Annotated in this window: 17 protein-coding genes; 10 read left to right on the top strand and 7 right to left on the bottom strand. The window is 62.5% G+C overall.

The window, feature by feature from the left end:
• Positions 1–3: 3 nt before the first annotated feature.
• A complete protein-coding gene (locus HB634_RS03405) occupies positions 4–1,509 on the bottom strand; it encodes an efflux transporter outer membrane subunit (RefSeq protein WP_213947546.1) in 1,506 nt (501 codons plus the stop codon).
• A 207-nt stretch (positions 1,510–1,716) separates the two neighbouring features.
• On the opposite strand from HB634_RS03405, the gene HB634_RS03400 reads away from it, so the two are divergent.
• The 3 genes from HB634_RS03400 (at position 1,717) to HB634_RS03390 (ending at position 4,071) form a co-directional block, all read left to right on the top strand.
• Complete coding sequence (locus HB634_RS03400; RefSeq protein ID WP_213947545.1) at positions 1,717–2,202, top strand: hypothetical protein; 486 nt, start codon at positions 1,717–1,719, stop codon at positions 2,200–2,202.
• A 271-nt stretch (positions 2,203–2,473) separates the two neighbouring features.
• Complete coding sequence (locus HB634_RS03395) at positions 2,474–3,166, top strand: hypothetical protein (RefSeq protein ID WP_255548328.1); 693 nt, start codon at positions 2,474–2,476, stop codon at positions 3,164–3,166.
• 8 nt (positions 3,167–3,174) lie between these two features.
• On the top strand, positions 3,175–4,071 hold the full coding sequence (locus tag HB634_RS03390; protein WP_213947544.1) for a hypothetical protein: 897 nt from the start codon (positions 3,175–3,177) through the stop codon (positions 4,069–4,071).
• A 49-nt stretch (positions 4,072–4,120) separates the two neighbouring features.
• Here HB634_RS03390 and HB634_RS03385 read toward each other — a convergent pair whose 3' ends face one another.
• Entirely contained in the window at positions 4,121–5,164 is a 1,044-nt protein-coding gene (locus HB634_RS03385; RefSeq protein WP_255548377.1) for a serine hydrolase domain-containing protein, read from the bottom strand.
• 326 nt (positions 5,165–5,490) lie between these two features.
• On the opposite strand from HB634_RS03385, the gene HB634_RS03380 reads away from it, so the two are divergent.
• Positions 5,491–6,522 carry an alpha/beta hydrolase gene (locus tag HB634_RS03380; RefSeq protein ID WP_255548327.1) on the top strand — a complete coding sequence of 344 codons (1,032 nt, stop codon included), beginning with the start codon at positions 5,491–5,493 and terminating at the stop codon, positions 6,520–6,522.
• On the opposite strand, the gene HB634_RS03375 is transcribed toward HB634_RS03380, so the two are convergent.
• Positions 6,513–8,444 (bottom strand): glycoside hydrolase family 76 protein, encoded by a 1,932-nt coding sequence (locus tag HB634_RS03375; RefSeq protein ID WP_255548326.1) that lies wholly within the window; start codon positions 8,442–8,444, stop codon positions 6,513–6,515. The genes HB634_RS03380 and HB634_RS03375 overlap by 10 nt on opposite strands.
• A 321-nt stretch (positions 8,445–8,765) precedes the next feature.
• On the opposite strand from HB634_RS03375, the gene HB634_RS03370 reads away from it, so the two are divergent.
• Positions 8,766–10,937, top strand: coding sequence for a CBM35 domain-containing protein (locus HB634_RS03370; RefSeq protein WP_213947541.1), 2,172 nt, complete (start codon positions 8,766–8,768; stop codon positions 10,935–10,937).
• 150 nt (positions 10,938–11,087) lie between these two features.
• On the opposite strand, the gene HB634_RS03365 is transcribed toward HB634_RS03370, so the two are convergent.
• On the bottom strand, positions 11,088–11,861 hold the full coding sequence (locus HB634_RS03365; protein ID WP_213947540.1) for an SDR family oxidoreductase: 774 nt from the start codon (positions 11,859–11,861) through the stop codon (positions 11,088–11,090).
• Between the two features lie 102 nt (positions 11,862–11,963).
• Here HB634_RS03365 and HB634_RS03360 point away from each other — a divergent pair, with 102 nt between their 5' ends.
• On the top strand, positions 11,964–12,869 hold the full coding sequence (locus HB634_RS03360; RefSeq protein ID WP_213947539.1) for an AraC family transcriptional regulator: 906 nt from the start codon (positions 11,964–11,966) through the stop codon (positions 12,867–12,869).
• An 81-nt stretch (positions 12,870–12,950) separates the two neighbouring features.
• The gene (locus tag HB634_RS03355; protein ID WP_213947538.1) at positions 12,951–14,741 is read left to right on the top strand and encodes a peptide-N4-asparagine amidase; all 1,791 of its coding nucleotides are present in this window, start codon (positions 12,951–12,953) and stop codon (positions 14,739–14,741) included.
• A gap of 8 nt (positions 14,742–14,749) precedes the next feature.
• Here the strand turns inward: HB634_RS03355 and HB634_RS03350 are convergent, their stop codons facing one another.
• Together HB634_RS03350 and HB634_RS03345 are read right to left on the bottom strand one after the other, a co-directional pair.
• Positions 14,750–14,953, bottom strand: coding sequence for a hypothetical protein (locus tag HB634_RS03350; protein ID WP_213947537.1), 204 nt, complete (start codon positions 14,951–14,953; stop codon positions 14,750–14,752).
• A 71-nt stretch (positions 14,954–15,024) separates the two neighbouring features.
• Positions 15,025–15,279, bottom strand: a complete 255-nt coding sequence (locus tag HB634_RS03345) for a DUF4184 family protein (protein ID WP_213947536.1) — start codon at positions 15,277–15,279, stop codon at positions 15,025–15,027.
• 195 nt (positions 15,280–15,474) lie between these two features.
• Between HB634_RS03345 and HB634_RS03340 the strand changes: the two genes are divergently transcribed.
• Both HB634_RS03340 and HB634_RS03335 read left to right on the top strand, forming a co-directional pair.
• Positions 15,475–16,077, top strand: a complete 603-nt coding sequence (locus tag HB634_RS03340; protein WP_213947535.1) for a DUF2170 family protein — start codon at positions 15,475–15,477, stop codon at positions 16,075–16,077.
• 168 nt (positions 16,078–16,245) lie between these two features.
• Positions 16,246–18,237, top strand: coding sequence for an SPFH domain-containing protein (locus tag HB634_RS03335; RefSeq protein WP_213947534.1), 1,992 nt, complete (start codon positions 16,246–16,248; stop codon positions 18,235–18,237).
• 365 nt (positions 18,238–18,602) lie between these two features.
• Here the strand turns inward: HB634_RS03335 and HB634_RS03330 are convergent, their stop codons facing one another.
• Complete coding sequence (locus tag HB634_RS03330; RefSeq protein ID WP_213947533.1) at positions 18,603–19,112, bottom strand: hypothetical protein; 510 nt, start codon at positions 19,110–19,112, stop codon at positions 18,603–18,605.
• 200 nt (positions 19,113–19,312) lie between these two features.
• On the opposite strand from HB634_RS03330, the gene HB634_RS03325 reads away from it, so the two are divergent.
• Positions 19,313–20,002 carry a TetR/AcrR family transcriptional regulator gene (locus HB634_RS03325; RefSeq protein ID WP_213947532.1) on the top strand — a complete coding sequence of 230 codons (690 nt, stop codon included), beginning with the start codon at positions 19,313–19,315 and terminating at the stop codon, positions 20,000–20,002.
• Positions 20,003–20,014 lie beyond the last annotated feature (12 nt).

The raw sequence follows: 20,014 nt of genomic DNA, 5'->3' as shown, positions 1-20,014 counted from the left end.
GAGTCAGTGGGTATAGGAGGAGGCGCGAGTACCGGTTGACTGCTGTGCCAGCGGCAACGGCGCGACCTGTTCAATCCAGTCGCCGCCCAATGCGCGGTACAGGTCGATGAGCGCTCGCAAACGATCGCCGCGCGCCGAACTCAGGGAAAGTTCCGCCGAGAAAAGGCTGCGTTCGGTATCGAGCACTTCGAGGTAATCGGTGTAGCCGTTGTCGTAGCGGTATCGGGTGAGCTGCACCGCGCGTGTCAGTGCCACCACCTGACGCTCGAGCGAGGCGACCAGCGTTCGCCTCGCCTGGATGGCTGCCAGCGCGTCGTCGACGTCACGGAATGCGCTTTGAATCGTCTGCTGGTAGGCATCCAACGCCTGCTCGCGACGCGCCTCCGCCTGCCGATTCGCCGCGTCGATCGCGCCGCCGGCGAAAAGAGGGCCAAGCAACTGGCCGGAGAACGACCACGTGCGCGCCGGACCTGTGAACAGGCTATCGAGTGCCCTGCTGGCACCTCCACCGGTGCCGGTCAGTGCAACGGACGGGAAGTAGAGAGCCCGTGCCGCGCCGATCAGCGCGTTGGCGGCGACCAGTTGCTGCTCTGCCTGCAGGATGTCGGGCCGTCGGGTAATCAGGTCCGAAGGGAGGCCGGCCAACACCGGCGGGACGCTCAGCTGCTGGAGCGTACGGCCGCGCCGGATGGGGCCCGGATTGCGACCGACAAGGACCGACAGGGCGTGTTCCTGCTGGGCGATGGCCTGCTGGATCACGGGAATGGACGCGACGGCAGTCTCGTACTCGGCCGTCACCTGCATCATCTCGAACTCGGAAACCGCTCCGCCGTCCAGGCGCATCTGAAACACTTCGACGTTCATTCGACGACCTTCGAGCGTCGCTTGCGAAACCTCGAGCTGACGGTCCAGGTCGAGCAAGGTGATGTAACCGGAAACGATGGTCGAAACGAGTGTCAGGGCGACGCCGAGTCGCGCCTGTTCCGTGGCGAACAGATTGGCTTTCGCCGCTTCGGTTTCCCGGCGCACGCGGCCCCAGAGGTCCAGCTCCCAGCTGGCCGACAGGACCGCCGAGTAGTTGTTGCTGATGGGACTGATGCTGGCCGGCAGCCTGGTGACGTCCTGGCTGGCACGCTGACGAGCAGCGCTCGCGCCGTAGCCCAATTGCGGAAGGCCCTGCGCCCGGGTGCCGACGACGACCGCGGCAAATTCGTCCACGCGCGCGGTGGCGATGCGAAGGTCATGGTTGGCCGCCAGCCCTTCGTCAACCAGTGCATCGAGGTCGTGATCGCCAAAGGTCCGCCACCACGCGGGCACTGTGGCGAGGGTCGCCGTGGCGGTGGAGGAGCCCGGTGCCGTCGTATCGGCGAAGCGGTAAGCCGTCGGGACATTTACCGCCGGACGAACGTAGTCGGGTCCCAACGCGCACCCGGTGCTGAGGCATGCGACCGCGACCACAGCCACGGCAATGGGGAATGAATGCCTGCCGATACGCGATCCGCGGACCACGGCTCTTCCCCTCTCTGGCACTCGCAGGGAGCGACCGGTGAAGATCGAAGGCTGTGCCATCCGCAGGGTGCTGCCTAGTGCACTTGTACCTAAACGGACTAGGTGAAACTACTGACATCGGGGGCATCGATCTCTGAGATGCTGTGCCGCAGAGGAGGCCGCCTCCTTTGCCAACGAGGGTTCACAGCCATGACTAGTGAAACGCTCATGCCGGCCGTCGTGGCAACGCCGACGAACAGACAGCGTGTGTTCGTTCGCTACGTCACTGCGATCCTGATCGACCTTGTCGTGTTGAACCTCTTCGCCGAATATTGGAAGAACGTGTTCATCGACACGTTCACCACGTCCTTGCTCGCCGCGATCGTCTTGCAGGTGCTTCTGAAACTGACGATGGCCCTGGAGCATAAGGTAGGCGCCTTCTTCAAGGCACGCCCCGGTCGGCTCATGACGTTTCTCAGGTTCTTCTCTGCCTGGCTGGTGTTGTTCGGATCGAAACTCGTCATCCTCGAAGCGATTGTGCAGATGTTTGGCGACGACGTCCGGTTCCTCGGCGCGTTCCACGGCGTCGTTGCGCTCATCGTCGTCATTGTCGCGATGCTCGTCGCGGAAGAGATATTCGTGAGGATCTATCGGAAGCTCGGCGACAACACCCCTTCAGAGGAATCCGGGGTGCGCCGTGAGCAAGCGTTATGAAGTGACCGGCCAAGGCCGATGACGCGCATCGCGTCGACTATGGGTTGGCGCCGCTGGGTATGAGCCCGGAAAGGCGTCCCTGAAAGCCGGTCCTCCAATGTAGGGGAAGGACTACAGACGCCGCCAAGGCGGCCATGCTGAAATACCGCCGCCCCGGCCTAGACCGGGCGCGAAGTGACAGGGGAACTCGAATTGGATCAGCTGACCGCCGTGCCGTGAGGTGCGTCACGCGGTGCGCTAGCTGACGTCAACAGTGACAGGGGAGCAGGGAATGAACATACGTCTTATCGCGGCGGTGCTTGTCGTCGCCGCCACGCTGGCCGGCTGTGCCGGCAAGCCACAACGCGCCATTGCCTTCACCGCACCAGTGGTCACGGCGCAGCCAGAGAAAATCGGCGTGGCGATGACCGCACTGCCCAAGGTCGATACGTCCCTGCCGGGGGCGGGCTGCCTGCTCTGCCTGGCAGCTGCGTCGATCGCAAATTCGACCTTGACCGGTTACACCCACACGTTGCCGAAGGAGGATCTGCCTGCGCTGAAGCAGAAGGTCGCCGAACTGCTGCGCAAGAAAGGTTTGACCGTGGTTGTCATCGACCAGGACATCAACGTCGCAAAACTCCCCAAGGCGCAAGCCAAGGGCGACGACCTGGCGAAGCGGGATTTCTCCTCTCTTGGCACTCAGTACGGGATCGATCACCTGATCGTGATTGACATCTGGCAGGTCGGTTTCGAGCGTCCTTATGCCGATTACATCCCGAGCAGCGACCCCAAGGGCGCGATCACCGGCCTGGGCTACGAGGTGAACCTGAAGACCAACGCATACGAGTGGTACGCACCGGTCACTATCCGCGTCAGCGCGGAGGGTAAGTGGGACGAGCCGCCGCGCTTCCCGGGTCTGACCAATGCGTATTTCCAGGCTCTGGAGCTGGGTAAGGACAAGTTTCTCAACCCATTCAACGGTTGATGAAACACATGCGCCTTTTCCGATCGCGCGCCGGGGTGGCGACGGCCTGGATGCTGGCCGTCGCCACGCCTGACGCGACACTGCCGCGCCTGCCCGACCCCGCAACCCTCCGTTGGTCGATGCAACTTCCGCTTTCGGAGAAGGTGGTTTTTCGTGGTGTCGTCAACTTCGACCAGGCGGGCGTGGCGCCCGTGAGCATGATGTATCCGGCGCCGAACGCCGTAGGGTTGCTTGCCGGCGTGCTTACGCATGCCCTTATCTCGAAGGGCAGCCGCGAGTCGCAGAAGACCCGTATCGAGACGGAGGCCAATAAGGTACTCGAGCCATACGCGCCCGTGATCGACGCGTTCCGCTATACCGAATTGGCCGGGCGCAGCAAGGCGTGGACACTATCCGGCACACAGATGCCCGTACTGCCGCGTGGAGCTGGGCACCCTGATACGTGGGTCGTGGTCGTGACCCCCGTGTTCTCGCTGACGCAGGACCAGACCACCCTGGTGCTCGACAACACAGTGGCCTTGTTTGCACCAGGCGAGTCGAAGCGCAGCAGCTACGTGAACACGATACGCGTCATCTCGGATGCAGAGGCGGAGCCCGACCCGGTCGCGCACTGGACAGCCAACGGCGGCGAGCTGCTGAAAGACCAAGGCGGCCAGTTGCTCGGGCAATCGCTGGACATCGCCTTCGCTGACGCGGCCAGCCCGTCGACGACCACGCCGTTCCGCACGATCCGCTACATGGAGGGCACCACCGAACGCATGGAGCGCGGCCAACCGATCACCGAGCAATGTGACCGCGTCCTTCTTCGTTCACTTCGCGGAACGCTGATGTCGGTGCCGGTGAAGGCGAGTTGCGATGACACGCGCCGGGATGTGCTGCCAATAGCCGCGCAGGGGAGTGGGTGAAAAAGGGCAGGCCTGTCCGATGAAACGAGAAGGCCTGCGCCTGTTAGCGTTATTGCGCCTGGATTCGCGCAGCGTCAGCAGGTGTTGAGCGGTAGGCTTCCGCGATTTTCGGGATGAAGTTCTGGGGGTTCGACCCGACGAGGTTGGTCAGCACGACGATGGCCAAGCGCTCATCGGGATACACGATGAAGGCGGCACGGGCGCCACCCATGCCGGCGACTTCTCGCACCGGCGTTGTTTTCAGCACGTGCCAACCTGCGGCCCAATCACCGTCGGCGCCGTTGTTCAACTTCTCGGGTGTCCACATGGCCCGCATGCCGGCCTTGCTGATCAACTCACCCTTGGATACCGATACCAGCCAGTGGGCGACGTCATCCGCAGTGGTCATGATTCCACCTCCCGACCAGAGCCCGGGCGACATGTCGTAGAACCAATGCGACAGACGTTGGCTGGCCCCGGGCGCATCCGTTTTGCGGGGAAAATAGCTGTACATGGTGGCTGCGTTGGCGAGCAGATCGTAGCTGTCGCCGAACGTTGCCCGCGCCATGTGTGCAGGAGTGAACTGGCGCGTCGCCATGTATTGCTCGTAGGGCATTTTTGACTGCTTTGCGATGATCTGAGCCAGCAGTACATAGTTGGTCTGGTTGTAAGTGAAGCGCTCTCCGGGGGCCGAACCTATCGGGAGCCGCTGCACCGCCTGCCAGGCGTCGGCCTCCGAGCCTCCGCCGAGCAAGCCTTGCTCATCGAGGATGTCTGGCAGGCCCGACGTGTGCGCCAGGAGTTGGCGCACACGGATGGCGCGCCATGCTTCAGGCAAGCCGTCGAGGTAGCGCGAGATCGGGGCATTCAGATCCACCAGGCCCGCCTCGGCCAGCTGCATCATGGCTACGCCGGTAAACGATTTCGTCGCCGAGTTGAGTGGAAACAATGTGGTTTTAGTGGCGTGGACACGGTTCTCGACGTTGGCCCAGCCATAACTCTCGGAGAACACAACGCGATCGTCCTTGATGACGGCGATCTGCATACCGGGGATGCGCTCCTTCGCCATCGTCTCCTTCACCCATTGCCTGGTCAGGTCATTCGCCTGGGCCAGCGAGGTTGCCGTGGCCTGAAAAGCACAAAGGAGCGCGAAGGCGGCAGCGGCGAACGTGGTGAACCGTTGGATTCGAGGCAAGGTAAATTCTCCTGGGGTGCGGGACGAGCCAACCCGTTGGATGCTGTGACATGGCGGAGGGTTTAATGCATCTGAGAGTCGCCATCCTGGCCGAACCGTAGGCGCCCGCTTTGTATCCCAATGTGTCCGGATGAGGCCCCGACACACTCGGAGACGTTTCAGCGCGCCGCTGGACACAGTCGAGACAATGTTTTTTGGTCTCCTAGCTACGTCCAACGAGCTGAGAAACGTCCATGCATAGCAAAATGAAACTCCGTAGCCGCAGCCTGGCAGGCGCGACCGCCCTGGCGATCCTTGTCGGCGCATCGAGCAGTGCGCATGCGCAATCTGCCCCATCGTCGCTGGCCCAGGCAGCCACCACGTCGTCCGCATCGCCCGACCCGTTGGGCCCGTTGAAGCATGTCCACGCCGGCGTGCTGGACGTTGCCTATGCCGAACTGGGTCCTGCGGATGGTCCCGTCGTGATCCTGCTGCATGGATGGCCTTACGACATTCACAGCTATCAGGAGGTCGCGCCGGCATTGGCGGCGAAAGGGTATCGCGTGCTTATTCCCTATGCGCGCGGCTACGGCGAAACCCGCTTTCTCTCTGCCAGCACGCTGCGAAACGCCGAGCCTGCTGCCCTGGGCCAGGACGTCATCGACTTTATGGACGCGCTGCACATCAAGCGCGCGGTCTTTGGTGGTTTCGATTGGGGTGCACGCTCGGCGGATATCGTCGCGGCGTTGTGGCCGGAGCGCGTGAAAGCGCTGGTGAGCGTGAGTGGCTACCTGATCGGCAGCCAGGAAGCGGGCAAGACGCCGTTGCCACCCAAGGCCGAATACCAGTGGTGGTACCAGTATTACTTCACCACCGAGCGTGGTCGCCTCGGCTACGAGCAGAACCATCACGACTTCGCCAAACTGATCTGGCAGCTGGCATCGCCAAAGTGGGGCTTTGACGATGCCACCTACGAGCGCAGTGCACAGGCGCTCGAGAATCCGGACCACGTCGCCATCACGATCCACAACTACCGCTGGCGTCTGAACCTCGCCAAGGGCGAGGCCAGGTACGACAACCTGGAAAAGCGGCTAGCCCAGGCACCGAAGATCCCGGTACCGACCATCACGCTGGAAGGCGATGCCAACGGTGCGCCACATCCCCAGCCCGAGGCGTATGCCAAACAGTTCACGGGCAAGTATCAGTTCCGGCTGATCACTGGCGGCATTGGTCACAACCTGCCTGAGGAAGCGCCGCGGGCGTTCACCCAGGCGGTTATCGACGCCGATCACCTTTGAGCCGCGCCACCCTCCGCAATAACTGCCGTCACGTGATACACGCGCCCGCCCCAGCCATCGTTGGGAAAGGCGTCCGATACGTTCAGGTAGACCGGCTTTGACCCGTCGGCCCCGACGCCCAGGTAGGGCGTCAGGTCGATGGTTCGGTCGGCCTTGTTCGAGCCGTCGGTGACCGGTTGAGTCTCCTGCAGCACGGTCGTCCAGTGCTCGTTGTCGGGGCTGGCCTGCACCAGAAATTCGGCGTCGATGGTCAGGGTGACGTGTGCCGAGGTCGTGTCGGCTGGAAGCGGGAACCGATAGGTAAAGTGAGCGTTCCCATCGGCGAAGCGGTTCTGCACGCCGTTGCTCTGCGAGCCGCCGGCATCGAACAGCCACGGGTTCTCATCGACCGTGCCGGTATCGAAGTCGATCGCATGAGCGACCAGCACATCGGCCTGGGTCGTGAAGCGCAGGCCGGGTGCTGCCACGCTTGCCGTGATCACGTGGTGCCCGTCACTCGCCGAACCGGGGACGCTCACTTTCAAAGCGATGCTGCTATTCGCCGGGATCGCGTTGCCATGCGGCTGCAACCGAACGAGGAATGCGCGTGGCGACGCGCTCCAGCCCGTGGGCGCGTCGACGGAGGCGAGCGCTAGCAACGGAAAGAACCCCGTCGCCGAGGTGCCGAGCTCAAGAGGGATGACCGACGTACCCGAGGCCGCCGGCATGATCACCGGTTGCGCCGGGGACAGGGTGGCTGCCAGTGAAGCAAGCGGCGTAAAGCCCGGCACATCGCCGATGAGGGCACTCAGTGCGCTCGCCTGGGTGCGCCAGTCGAACACATTGGGGTGGTCGTCGTCGGTGGCGCCGGACCAGCGCGTACCGAGTCGGCCAGCGGCGTCGCGGTCGTCATTCCATACACTCTCGGCTTGCTGGCCGAGGAATGCCGCGTATCCCCGATCGTGGGTGGTGTCGACAAGGTCAGTCCAGTAGCGCATGAAGATGCCCTTGAACTGCTTGCCGTTGTCATCGCAGGTCTGGTCGGCGGCATCGCAGGTTTCGCTCAGGACACCGTTAGTCACCAGGGCGTCAGGACCGATGGCCGCGTCGGCAAGGCGACGTACGGAGGTCAGTACCTGCGGATCCCGGGTGGCGCGCCACAGTTCTAGGCCGGCGCCGATCGCCAGACCCTGGTTGTAGGTCCACACGTTCTGGCCGTTGTTGGTGCAGGCGTTGGTGAGGCCGTCGTTGACCAGCCCCTTCGCGTTGATCATGCCGCTGCCCTGGAACCATGCCCACGCCGTTCTGGATCGACCCAGCCACAGCGTGTCGCCGGGGATCCGGTTGTGCAGCTCGGCCGTGAGTCGGATCCAGAGGCCATTGACGATGGCGTTCTTGTATGTACGCTCGCCATCCCACCAGACGCCACCGCCGCAGGTACTGGTGTCCCAGTAGCCGTCGACGTAGTTGGCGATGGTCACCGCCATGTTCAGATACTTCGGGTCGTGGGTCAGGTCATAGGCCTGCAGCCATGTGAGGCCCCACCACTCGGAATCGTCGATGGCCCGGCTGGTGAAGTTGCCCAGTAGCGGATCGCCCGACAAGACGCCAGCCGGGAACACGCCCTTGTCCTTCTCGAACGTATTGTTCAGTTGACCGAGATAGCGACGGTCTCCCGTGCGCTGCATGTAGTCGCCGACCGTCTGCAGAGCCACCGCCGAATTCCACCAACTGGAGGGAAACCAGGCCTTGCCAGGCTCATACGAACTCATCAACACGTCCGCCGCGACCCGGGCACGAGCCATGGCGGTCGGTCCGTCGGTTTGTCGGGGAGTCGATGGGGTCGGTTCGGTTGCCATCGAGGGAAGGGCGACGACCATGGCCGTCAGGCTGGCTACCGCCAGCAGTGTCTGAACACGTATGCGCAATGCGCAGAGCTTCATGATCGGAAGCGCTCCATTTAGACGTCTAAATTTATGACGATGGCTGCTGCGAGTCGGGCGAGTGTTGCAGAGCTGGTTCATCCAAAGTGAGAACCAGGTCAAGACAGCTGTACTTGCCTCGAATGCTGCGTCGCAGCTTGCGATCGACTAATCATTAAATACTACAATTGAAACGCACGGGAAGTTTGATCGGCTTATTGGCTACTGAATCGGGGGCAAGGCGACTTGCTGCCAGGGGAACCGTGCGCCGACGTTTGTCCAGGGATTTCGACAGGCGCCCCTTCGCAGGCGCCTCCTTCGTCTGCACAGGAGAGTCGCATCATGCATTTTCATCGTCCTTCCCTCATCCGCACGGCTATCGCCTGCGGATTGCTTTCCGTCGCCGCCGGCGCATCCGCCCAGGTGAATGGTGTGGGTCAGAAGCCGTATCTTGGCTGGAGCAGCTTCAGCCAGCAGACACTCGATGCTTCCTTCCTCACCCAGGCCAATATGATCAGGCAATCGGATGCACTGCTGGCATCGGGCCTGCAATCGCACGGGTACACCTACATCAATCTCGATTCGGGGTGGCAGGGCAGTTTCGATGTCAATGGGCGCCCCACGCCGGATCTGGCGACGTTTCCCGACATCAAGGCGATGATCGACCACATCCACGCCAATGGTCAGAAGGCGGGTATCTACTGGATCCCCGGTGTCGAACAGCCCGCCGTGCAGGCGAACTCGCCGATCCTCGGCACGCCGTATCACATCACCGATATCCTCGCGGTGCCCTACCGCGCCGGCAATGCGTTCGGTGGGCCGGGGACCTCCCCGTATCACTACAAGATCGACTTCTCGAAGCCGGGCGCGCAGGAGTACATGGATTCGGTGGTGGCCCTGTTCGCTTCGTGGGGCGTGGATTTCATCAAGCTCGACGGTGTCACGCCCGGCTCTTACAGCGACGACCTCAGCATCGACAATCGGGATGATGTCGCGGCGTGGTCGAAGGCTATCGCGCGGAGTGGCCGTCCGATCTGGTTGACGGTGTCGTGGCAGGTCGACAAGGACTACCAGGATGTCTGGAAGACCTATGCCAACGGGCGTCGCATCGACGACGATGTGGAATGCGAAAGTCGCTGCGCCACGCTGACCAACTGGCCACGGATCGAGAAACGCTTGCGCGATCTGCCGTCCTGGCAGGACACCTCAGGGCCGACGACGGGCTGGAATGATCTCGACTCGCTGGACATTGGCGACGGCGACCTCGATGGCCTGAGCATCGACGAGAAACGTTCGGCCATGACGATATGGGCGATGGCGAACGCGCCGCTTTACCTTGGTGGCGACCTCACACGTCTGGATGAAACCGGTAAACGTCTCGCGGGCAACGACGAGGTGATCGCTGTGGACCAGTCCGGCAAGCAGACCAGGCAGGTACTGGCGGGTGACATCAACGTATGGGTGACCGACCTCGGCAACGGTCGCTACTACGTGGCCCTTTTCAACATGAATGCGGCGACGACGGTCGCTGACTTGCCCTGGCACGTAGCTGGGTTGACGGGCGCACGTCGTTTGCGCGACCTCTGGACCCATCAGGAACTGGGGCCTTCGTTGGGTAACCATCAGGTTGTGCTGCCGGCGCATGGAACCCAGTTGCTGCTGGTCGAGGCGCTACCGGGTCATGTCGCACCAACGCCGACAACCAGTTACGAGGCGGAGCAGGGCAGTCTGAGTGGCAATGCCGCTCCGTACGCATGCCCAGGCTGTTCGAACGGCTTCAAGGTCGGTGGGCTGGGGCTGGGCGCCGGCAACACAGTGAGCATCGATGGGGTTTACGCGCCCCGTAACGGCACGTACCTCATGCAGATCGATTCACTCACCCTCGGTCTACGTTCGTACCTCTACCAAGTGAACGATGGCCCGTTCCGTACGTTCAACTCCGGTGGAAGCAGCTTCCAGCTGCCCTCGAGCAGCACCGTCCCCGTGTGTCTTCAGAAGGGGCTTAACCACATCCGCTTCGGCAACACGGCGAGCTACCCACCGGATCTGGATCGCATCGTCATCAGTGGTCGCGGTGACGCACCACTGCCGACGAGTACGACGTACGAAGCAGAAGCAGCCATGCTTGGTGGCACCGTCACCGCCGGGTTCAGCAACTATTTCTCGGGTCTGGCCAAGGCGGGAAATATTGGCGGCGGTAGCGCGAATAGCGTGACGTTTACGAACGTCACGGCTCCCTATGCGGGCGCCTATCAGCTCGAGATCGACTACGCCACGAAGGGGCCGCGCTCGCTGTTCCTGTCGATCAACGGAGCGAAATCGCAGGAACTGAGCCTGGACGGCAGCAGCTTCGACGATCCCGTGGCGAAGGTGCTGGAGGTGCCGCTGCGCGCCGGAAAGAACACTATCCAGCTGGGCAATCCGAGCGGTTTTTCGCCCGACCTGGATCGCATCGTGGTGACGCCGCGGGTGTTGCCTGCCTTGCTTGGGGTTTCTACGCAGGCATGCAAGTAGGGCATACGCTGATATAAGCGGCACAGCTTTTGTAGGAGCCGATTCATCGGCGATAGCCAGTTTGCGGCTAGCACCCATCGCCGATGAATCGGCTCCTACATTGGCTATTCGCATCTACCTGGCTGTTTGCATCCACCTGGCTCTTCGCGGTTATGCAGAGACTGGAACGTCGTTTTCTTCGGCCGCCCAGGCCTTTGCATCGGCGCCTGCAAAAATTCGCAGGGGTGCCGATGGATCGGTCACGGCGTGCCAGACAGCCTCGTTGACATCTTCGACCTTCGTGATCGGCGCCGACGTGTCCGTAAGCCCAGCCATGAGCTGCTGCGCAATGGCGGCATAGGCCTCGTGGTCGAACCCATGCATGCGTCCATTGCCCTGTCCGTTTTCCCCGAAGCGGGTATCGGGAGCACGTCCGGGCAGGACAAGGTGCGCACGAATGCCGAACTCCGCCACTTCTGCCGCAAGCGTCTCGGTGAAGGCGTTCACGGCCGCCTTGCTCGCACGGTAAGCGGAAACCAGCGGCAAGGGCTTGAGGGTGATGCTCGAGGTGACGTTGACGATGACGCCTGCTTTGCGCAGGCGGAACTGGGGCAGTACCGCTTGGGTGACCGCCATCGTCCCGAAGGTATTGGTCTCGAAGACGTCACGTACGACGTCCATGGAGAGCAGTTCGGCGGGCGCCGCTGTGCCGATGCCTGCATTGTTGACAAGCGCGTCGATCGGCCCGGCCGCCTCCACCGCGTGGCGAATGCTCGCCTCGTCAGTCACGTCCAAAGACAGGATACGCAGGCGCGCCGAGGGCGGGAGCAGGTCGTTGCGCGGCGTACGCATGGTGGCCACCACGTCCCAGTCACGTTCGAGAAAGTAGCGCGCCATCTCGAGGCCAAAGCCCGAGGAACAGCCCGTAATCAAAACCGTCTTCATCCAGGAACTCCTTCATTGCCAAGTGCAATGAGGGCACGATAGGCTTCCGTCTCGGAACTAACTACCGTCGAAGGTACGAATTCCATTAGCAGGAGTACGGATTTGGTCGACCCGCTCACCGAAGTGGTCACATTGCTCCAGCCGATCACCCGGTTCTCCAAGCAGGTGCTCGGTGGGGGATCCTGGCGTGTCAGCCGGTCGAAGCCGGACGACCCGTTTTATTGCGTGGTGCTGCAGGGCGGATGCCGCGTCACCATCGACGACGACGATCCCATCGAACTGTCATCGGGCGATTTCATTCTTGTTCCGCTGAGCCATGCCGTGGGAATGACCAGCCTTGACCCACCGCCCGAAGGCGTCGAGTCGGATCCGCCCGTGTGCATGGCAAGCGGGGAATTCAGAATAGGCGCGCAAGACGAACCAGCGAACGTACGAATGCTCGTCGGGCACTGCAGCTTCGCCTCGCCCGACGCCGCGTTGCTGGTCGCCTTGCTGCCCCGCGTGATCCATGTGCGCGGTGAGCATCGTTTGGCGACCCTCGTCCAGCTCGTGCGTGACGAGTCGCGCGAGCAGCGTCCCGCGCGCGAGGCAGTACTCGCCCGGCTCGTCGAATTGCTGCTTATCGAGGCCTTCCGCTTGACCACCGGGACGGGCGCATCGCCGGGACTGGTTCGGGGGCTTGCCGATGCACGCCTCGCTACCGCCATCCGTCTCATGCACGAGCGACCGTCACATCCGTGGACGGTGTCGGAGCTGGCAAAGGAAGCGGCCCTCTCGCGCACCACGTTCTTCGTGCGCTTCAGTCGCGAAGTCGGCGTGACGCCCATGGACTATCTCCTGGCCTGGCGCATGGCATTGGCAAAGGAACTTCTGCGTCAGGGACAAGGGCGGATAGCCGAGATTGCGGAACGTGTTGGCTACGGTTCGGCGAGCACGTTCAGTGTCGCGTTTACGCGGCATGTGCAGCTGTCGCCCATGCAATATGTTCGGGAACATGCCCACGGCTGACCGCAGGAACTCGTTCCCGGACACGGCTGGGTGGCTATGCTAGGTTTCGCTGGCAGGGGGATTCTTCGGGGAGAGCGGTAGATGGCGATCACCAACGAGGCGGTCCGCAAGGGCCTGCAGGCGGGATTGTTCGGTTGTGTCATGACGTGCTCGGTGCCGGTTGTCCAGGCAGCGACGGCGCCGGGGTTCGATGTGGGGTCAGCGAATGTCGCCGTAGCCGACCCCTCCGTGCCCAGGCCGCCGGGAAAGGCCTGCACGGTCGAGCTGTTCAACGGTTTTACTTTCCGGGATTTTTCCAACCATCCCTATACCTATGCGCCGCCCGTGGGCTGCGGGAAGTCGTGGTCGAAAGTCGTGCTTGAAGCCGATTTCTCGGTAACGGCTGGTCGCCAGTTCGACCGTACCGCGTCGTTGTGGCTGGCGGGTGCGAATATCTATTTCGGCACGACACAGGAACCCTCGGCCACGGTGTCCCCGAGCTGGCACGTCGAGCGGGATGTGAGTGACTTCGCCAGCGTGCTGGGCCAGCCACAAACCGGTCAGGCGATCCTGGGCAACATCGTCGACGGAACCTACACCGGCATCATCAGCGGCTCCGCCCGTCTCGTCTTTTACCCGGCCAACGTGTTGGCACCGAAGGTGGATGCGCCCGATGCGGTGTTCCCGCTATCGGACGGAACCGCGGGCGGCACCGTCGCACTCAATACCGGCAACGATGTGCTGTCACGCACGCTCACCTTGCCTACCAACGTGGAACGCGCCTATCTGGACGTGTTCGCCCAGGGGCAGGGCGGCGACGAGTTCTGGTACTCCTGCGTCCCTGACGCGCAGGCCGATGAGGCGCAGAGTTGCGGCGGTGGTTCCTACCGCGAAGTGCAGGTTTCCATCGACGGACAGCAGGCAGGTGTCGCTCCGGTCTACCCGTGGATATTCACCGGTGGCATCGATCCCTATATGTGGCGTCCCACGCCGGGCGTCCAGACGCTCAACTTCCTTCCTTACCGCGTCGATCTGACGCCTTTCGCCGCGCTGCTCAACGACGGAAAACCCCATGCGTTGGCGATCGGCGTCACGGGTGCCAATGGCAACTTCTCCGTCACAGGCAACCTGTTCGTTTACCTCGACCGTGGTCGGAAGGTACTGACCGGAGCGGTGACGACCAACACCTTGCAGGGCCAGGCACCTGTCGCCTCGATCGACAATCAGCTGACCGAGGCGGCCGGCGTCGTAAGCGGCTCGATCGCGACGCGTGCCTCTCGCAGTTTTCGCGTGGCCGGTTACGTGGACACCTCGCGCGGAAGGATAGCCACGGACGTGAACCAGACAGTGACCTTCCGCAACACGCAGTCATTCGCGATCGATCCGGCGCACTACCAGCAAGGCATCGACCAGCTAGCGACAGTCGACAGCACCACGAAGGCACGGCAGGGACCGCTCGGTTTTACCGTGACGACAGAAGCTCACTTTGACTATCCACTGCTCGCGAGCTTCGGCTACACCTTCGACACCGCAGGCAACATCGTCACTGCACCAAGCGCGGTAACACAGGGCTTCTCGCGCCAGTTCAGCAAGAAGCTGGGCAACCTGGTCATCTACCGCAGCGATGTCGACAACAGCATCGATACGGCCGATACACTCGCCTTCACCAATGGCGCAGTGACGGGCCACTCGGGACGGCGCAGTACCCAGCAATTCCGCGCCAGTGACAATCTGGGGAGCTGCTACGGTCGTGATGTCACCACCGCGATGGGGGTTCTTACCGCCGCGACGGATGGCGGCGGTTGCCCGCAAAGCCGTAACCGGTTGTTGTGGTTCACGCATCCGGACGGTTCGCCCGATACGTCCCGAACGGAAGATCCTGGCATCTTCTGATCTTGCCGTTAGCCGGGGGTGCGAATCGCAGCCCCCGACTGACGGCGCCAGATCAATGGATAGAAGATGGCGAGCAGCATGGGTGCGGAGAGACCATTCCACGCCGTCAGGCGCAGGGCATGGCGAAGCTGATCTGCGCTCCCATCGGCTTGCCAGGTGATGGCAAACGTCAGCGTTGCGGTCAAGGCGGCTGCGGTGAGCAACCAGGTCATGAGGCGGCTCATTGGCACACCATGACGCAGGGCGCACACAAGGCGCTGGCGGGCTGGCCACGCCGCTACCGTCAACAAGAGCAAACCCACAACACTGCTGCCGTATTGCAGCAGGTTCGCGCTGGATGCAGCCACCCGGCGGGCAGGCAAAACAGCGGCAGGCTGATCAGCTCGTGGCTGGGAAGCGGCCAGTGCTCGCGAAGCAAAGGCAGGAAGTAGTGGAGGTCCGGCGTCATGCTGCCGATGGCGAGCGCTGCGAACACATCCACGCTGCAGCGACGCCGAAACGGCAACACGGCGGCGACGTGGCTTAGGGTGAATGGCATGGCGGATCGCCGAAGTGGATGCCGCGTCATCCTGTGCGCGGGACCGGTCGCGGGCATGGCGCCAATGTGGAGGGCAGCGGGCATCGGGGGCCCAGTTACGCGAGGCACGGTGTGATTGTGTAGCACCCTGGCACCGGCGTAAGTTACGCCTAACGTTACGCGTAACAACTTTCCCGAGACGGAACCGGTTTCCCCATGCCACCCACAAAGCAGGTCAGTACTGGAGCGGAGCGCCAGAAGGCGTTTCGTGACCGGATGACGCGAATGGGCATGACGATCCCCAGGATCTACATGACCGAGGGCGAGCAGGGGCTGGTGAGAGAGTTCCTGCGACATCACCGCAACGAGCGAACCGATCAGTTGATTGGTGGGATGGATTTGCAGGCCATGAGCCAGAAATGGACGACGCAGCGTTTGTTCGATGCGTTAGAAGAACACGCCCGGAACCAGCAGCATGTGTCACGCGTGTGGCTTCAGGCCACGCCGGCGTCGATCGAGCTTGCGCTGGCAAACTATGGCGACCAGCCGGTGCACCTTGTGGTGACCGAGTATGAAATACGCATGACGACGCCACTGTGCGATCAGCGCGCGGTACAGGATCCCTTGCGTTTCAACGAGGCCTGCCTGCGCCTGGGCCCGAACATGCCGCTGTCGAATGTGGGCCTGGTTGGCTCGCATTACATTTTGTTTGGTCAGCTGTCCGCGCATTCGCCGCTGGCAAATATCGTCGAGGAACTCGATGTCATGGGCCGGAACGTGATCGATGCGCAGGGCGAGCTTTCTCACCTGATCGGGTAGCGGAAAACGCCTCAAACCCTCTTACGTAAAGCCTTTCTGCTCGTTTGTGGCGGCAGTCGCGTGCGCGCCGCATTTTCTGCCAGTCAGGCTACTTCGCTTTTTTGTTGATGTACCGCGTTGTTGCCCCGGCATTGCGCCGGGCCCTTTTACCCATAAGGACATCCAGCCATGACCTGGCTTATTGCTATCGCAGTTGCCGTTGTCGTACTGATCGTGCTCGTCGCTGTTTCCAATGTGATTGTCTACATCCCCAATGACCGCGTCGGCGTGGTCGAGCGCCTATGGGGTGCGCCGTCGGTCAGCCGTGGACTGATCGCACTCAAGGGTGAGGTGGGTTACCAGCCGACCGTGTTGCGTGGTGGTCTGCATTACTTCGCCCCGTTCCAGTATCGCGTGCACAAGGTCGACCTGGTGACCATTCCGCAGGGCGAGATCGGCTATGTGTTCGCGCGTGACGGTCACGATCTGGAGGAAGGCCAGGCCCTGGGCCGCACCATTCCGGAAGGTATCGAGGATGTCGCAGCCTTTTTGCGTGCCGGCGGCCAGAAGGGTCCGCAGCGCACGATTCTTCGCGAAGGTACGTACGCCTTCAACGTGGCGCAGTTCGCCATCATTACGGCGTCGCGCGTGCATGGCCTGCTGATGTCCGAAGAGGAACGCGGCACGATCGACCACATGGGCAGCGTCCTGAAGGAACGCGGCGGCTTCTCGCCGGTCATCATCGGTGGACGTCGCGAGAAGGCCTCCGCGGATGCCGATGACACCGCCAACGACATGCTCGGCGTGGTGACGGTGCACGATGGTCCGGTACTGCCGCCGGATGAAATCGTCGCGCCGCGCGTGGGCCAGGATACGTCCGACAAGGCCACCTTCCACAACAACTTCCAGAACATCGACGCCTTCCTGCAGGCCGGCGGTAATCGCGGACGCCAGCATCAGGTCCTCGTGGAGGGTACGTATTACATCAACCGCTTGTTCGCGACGGTGGATTTCATCCCCAAGACGGTGGTGCCGGTCGGCTTCGTTGGCGTCGTGGTTTCGTACATCGGCAAGGCCGGTGCCGACCGCTCGGGCGAGGGTTACTCGCATGGCGAACTGGTCGACAGTGCTTGCCGTGGTGTGTGGAAGGAGCCGCTGCTGCCGGGCAAGTACGCGTTCAACCTTTACGCAGGCAAGATCCAGCTGGTGCCGACGACCAACTTCATCCTGAAGTGGACGCCGGAAGTGACCAATGTGCACAAGTTCGACGAGAACCTCTCCGAGGTGTCGTTGATCACCAAGGATGCGTTCGAGCCGCTGTTGCCGCTGTCGGTCGTGGTGCATATCGACTATCGCAAGGCCCCGCTGGTGGTGCAGCGCTTCGGCGATATCAAGCGCCTGGTCGACCAGACGCTTGACCCGATGGTCAGTGCGTACTTCAAGAACATCGGTCAGACGAGAACTCTGATCCAGCTCATTCAGAACCGCGCGGATATTCAGCAGGTAGCCAGTGTCGAGATGATGGAGCGCTTTGCCGCCTACAACCTGGAACTCCAGGAAGTGCTGATCGGTACGCCGCACGGCAGTACCGGCAACGCGTCGGGTGCGCGTATCGATACGCTTCTTAATCAGCTGCGCGATCGCCAGGTGGCGATCGAACAGGTGGCTACGTTCGAACTGCAGGAGGAGTCGGCGGTGAAGGAGCGCTCGCTGCGCGAGGCACGTGCCAAGACCGATATCCAGGCGGAGCTGACCAATTCGGCGATCCATATCGAGATCAAGAAGAACGTCGGTGATGCCAACGTGGTGGAAGCCACCAAGCGTGCGAACGTGATTGGCATCGACGCGGACGCTGAGCGCCGCCGCCTGACCGCGGAAGGTGATGGCCGTGCCTCGGCGATTGCGGCGGTGGGTAAGGCTGAGGCACAGGCGATCGAAGCGAAGTCGACGGCATTGACTGGCGAGGGTGCGCGATTGCAGCTGATCAATACGCTGGGTGCGCAGTTTGCCGAGGCGATTCGCGATGGACACATCGCCATCGTGCCGAAGATCTCGTTGGGTGGTGGCGAGGCTGGTGGGAATGGATTGTCTTCGTTGATTCAGCTGGCGAGTGCGTTCCTGGCCGAGCGGGCGGATGGCGAACTCTCCGATGGGAAGGCGTTGCAGACGACGCACGGGTGAGGTAGCGAGAAGTTCCCTCGGTCCGACGATCCCCCGGCTTAGCCGGGGGATTTGTACGATCGATTGCGCGGTGGCAGGCATGGCACGGGTTTCCCGAAGGCGCGGTCGCCATCGCTGACGACGGATGCGGAAACGCTCTGATCATCCCGGCTGACTCCGACGAGATCCGGGAGTGGGACCATGAGACGGGTCAGCACGAAGCGGTAGTCGTGGCGTGGGATTGACGGACAGCGACAGCTGTCATGAACGTCCGAGCGTCTATTCGCCGACGGACGGGTTGTATCGATGACGCCAATTAATCACTGACGCGGGGGGCGAACGGCTGACCGTCCTGGCGACGCCGCCGTCCGCCTTTCCGGCGTCAACTACGATTCGAAACGCTCGGCGGTCGCCACGGCACAGCCCGTCTGCAAGAGATTGCCCGCCGGGTCGAAGAACTCGACCGTGGCCTGAGGCGTGGTCAGCTTGTCCCCGCCCGGTCCCATCTCGATGGTCTGGGTGATCTTCTGCGTTTTGACGAGGCTGCCATTCATCGTGATGAAGGCGATCGACGCAGCGCTGTACTGGCCCTTGTGCCGCCCACGGCTCCACACGCCATGCCCCGGGCCGCGCTCCGCGGGGTAGAACATGGAGTTGGCCGTGGTCTCGGTCATCGTTCCGCCGTCCGCGAAGGTCAGCAAGGATTGGAACGGGGCGCCGATGGGGGCGTTCGTCTGGCAATTGTGCAGGGTTATCTGGAACTGCCATGTCCCGGACAAATCATTCGAGTCGCCCCGGTCATCTGAGTCGTGCGCGGCCACCGCTGAGGCGCAGGCAAGGGCGCATACGCCGAGCAGGGTCAACGCTGCCGGCACCATCCGATATTTCGCGATCATGGTTGTTCTCCACTGAGTGATTTCGACAGGCGTGAGACGGCTGTCTCGTGCCCGTTCCCGGTTGCCACGCTTGCGAAGCGAGAACCCACCCTGTGCCGATTGATCCGCGGCGTTACTTGCCCCTGCTTCCTGCGGGTTTATGCCAACTTAGTGTCTTTATGGCACTCTAGTGCCACGAACACTAGTGCTAGAATTTCGCCATGTCAATCTCCCATTCGAACGATTTTTCGGCGGCTGGACTGGATAAGGGCCGCAGCAGCCAGAAACTGCGCACTCGCCGGGCGCTGCTGGAGACTGCGGCCGCCATGATTGCCAAGGGGCAGCGTCCTACCGTGACGGAAGTGGCTGATGCCGCCGACATTTCGCGGCGTACTGCGTATCGCTATTTCCCCACGCAAGTGAAACTCATGACGGAGGCAGCGCTGGAAGGCTTGCGGCCGGCCATGGAGGCTGCTCTCGATGCCGCCCCGACGGGCACGACCACCGGCGCGATCGAGGGTCGCGTGGATGCCCTGGTCGAACAGATGCAGCAACTGGCCCTGGCCAACGAAGCGCTGCTGCGGACGATGATTCATGAGACGGTGCTGCACTCACCGGACGACAAGCAACCACCGCGAGGTACGCGTCGGGTGGAGTGGATCGATGCCGCCGTCCATCCCTTGCGCACGCGCCTGGGGCCCGCGGCCTATTCGCGCCTGGTGTCGGCGTTAGCGCTGACGACAGGCATCGAGGCGATCCTGGTGCTTCGCGACATTCGCGGTTTGTCCGCCACGCAGGCGGTGCAGGTCAGTCACTGGATGGCACGCGCGCTACTCAAGCAGAGCCTCGCCGACCGCGATGCCGAGAAGCGCAGGGCGCGCGAAAAACGGCGTAAAGCCGAGGAGTCGTAACGACGGCAGGCA

The sequence above is a fragment of the Luteibacter sp. dw_328 genome (genome assembly GCF_018449605.1).
Classification (GTDB): Bacteria; Pseudomonadota; Gammaproteobacteria; order Xanthomonadales; family Rhodanobacteraceae; genus Luteibacter.
This window is presented reverse-complemented; position numbering and strand designations above follow the sequence as displayed.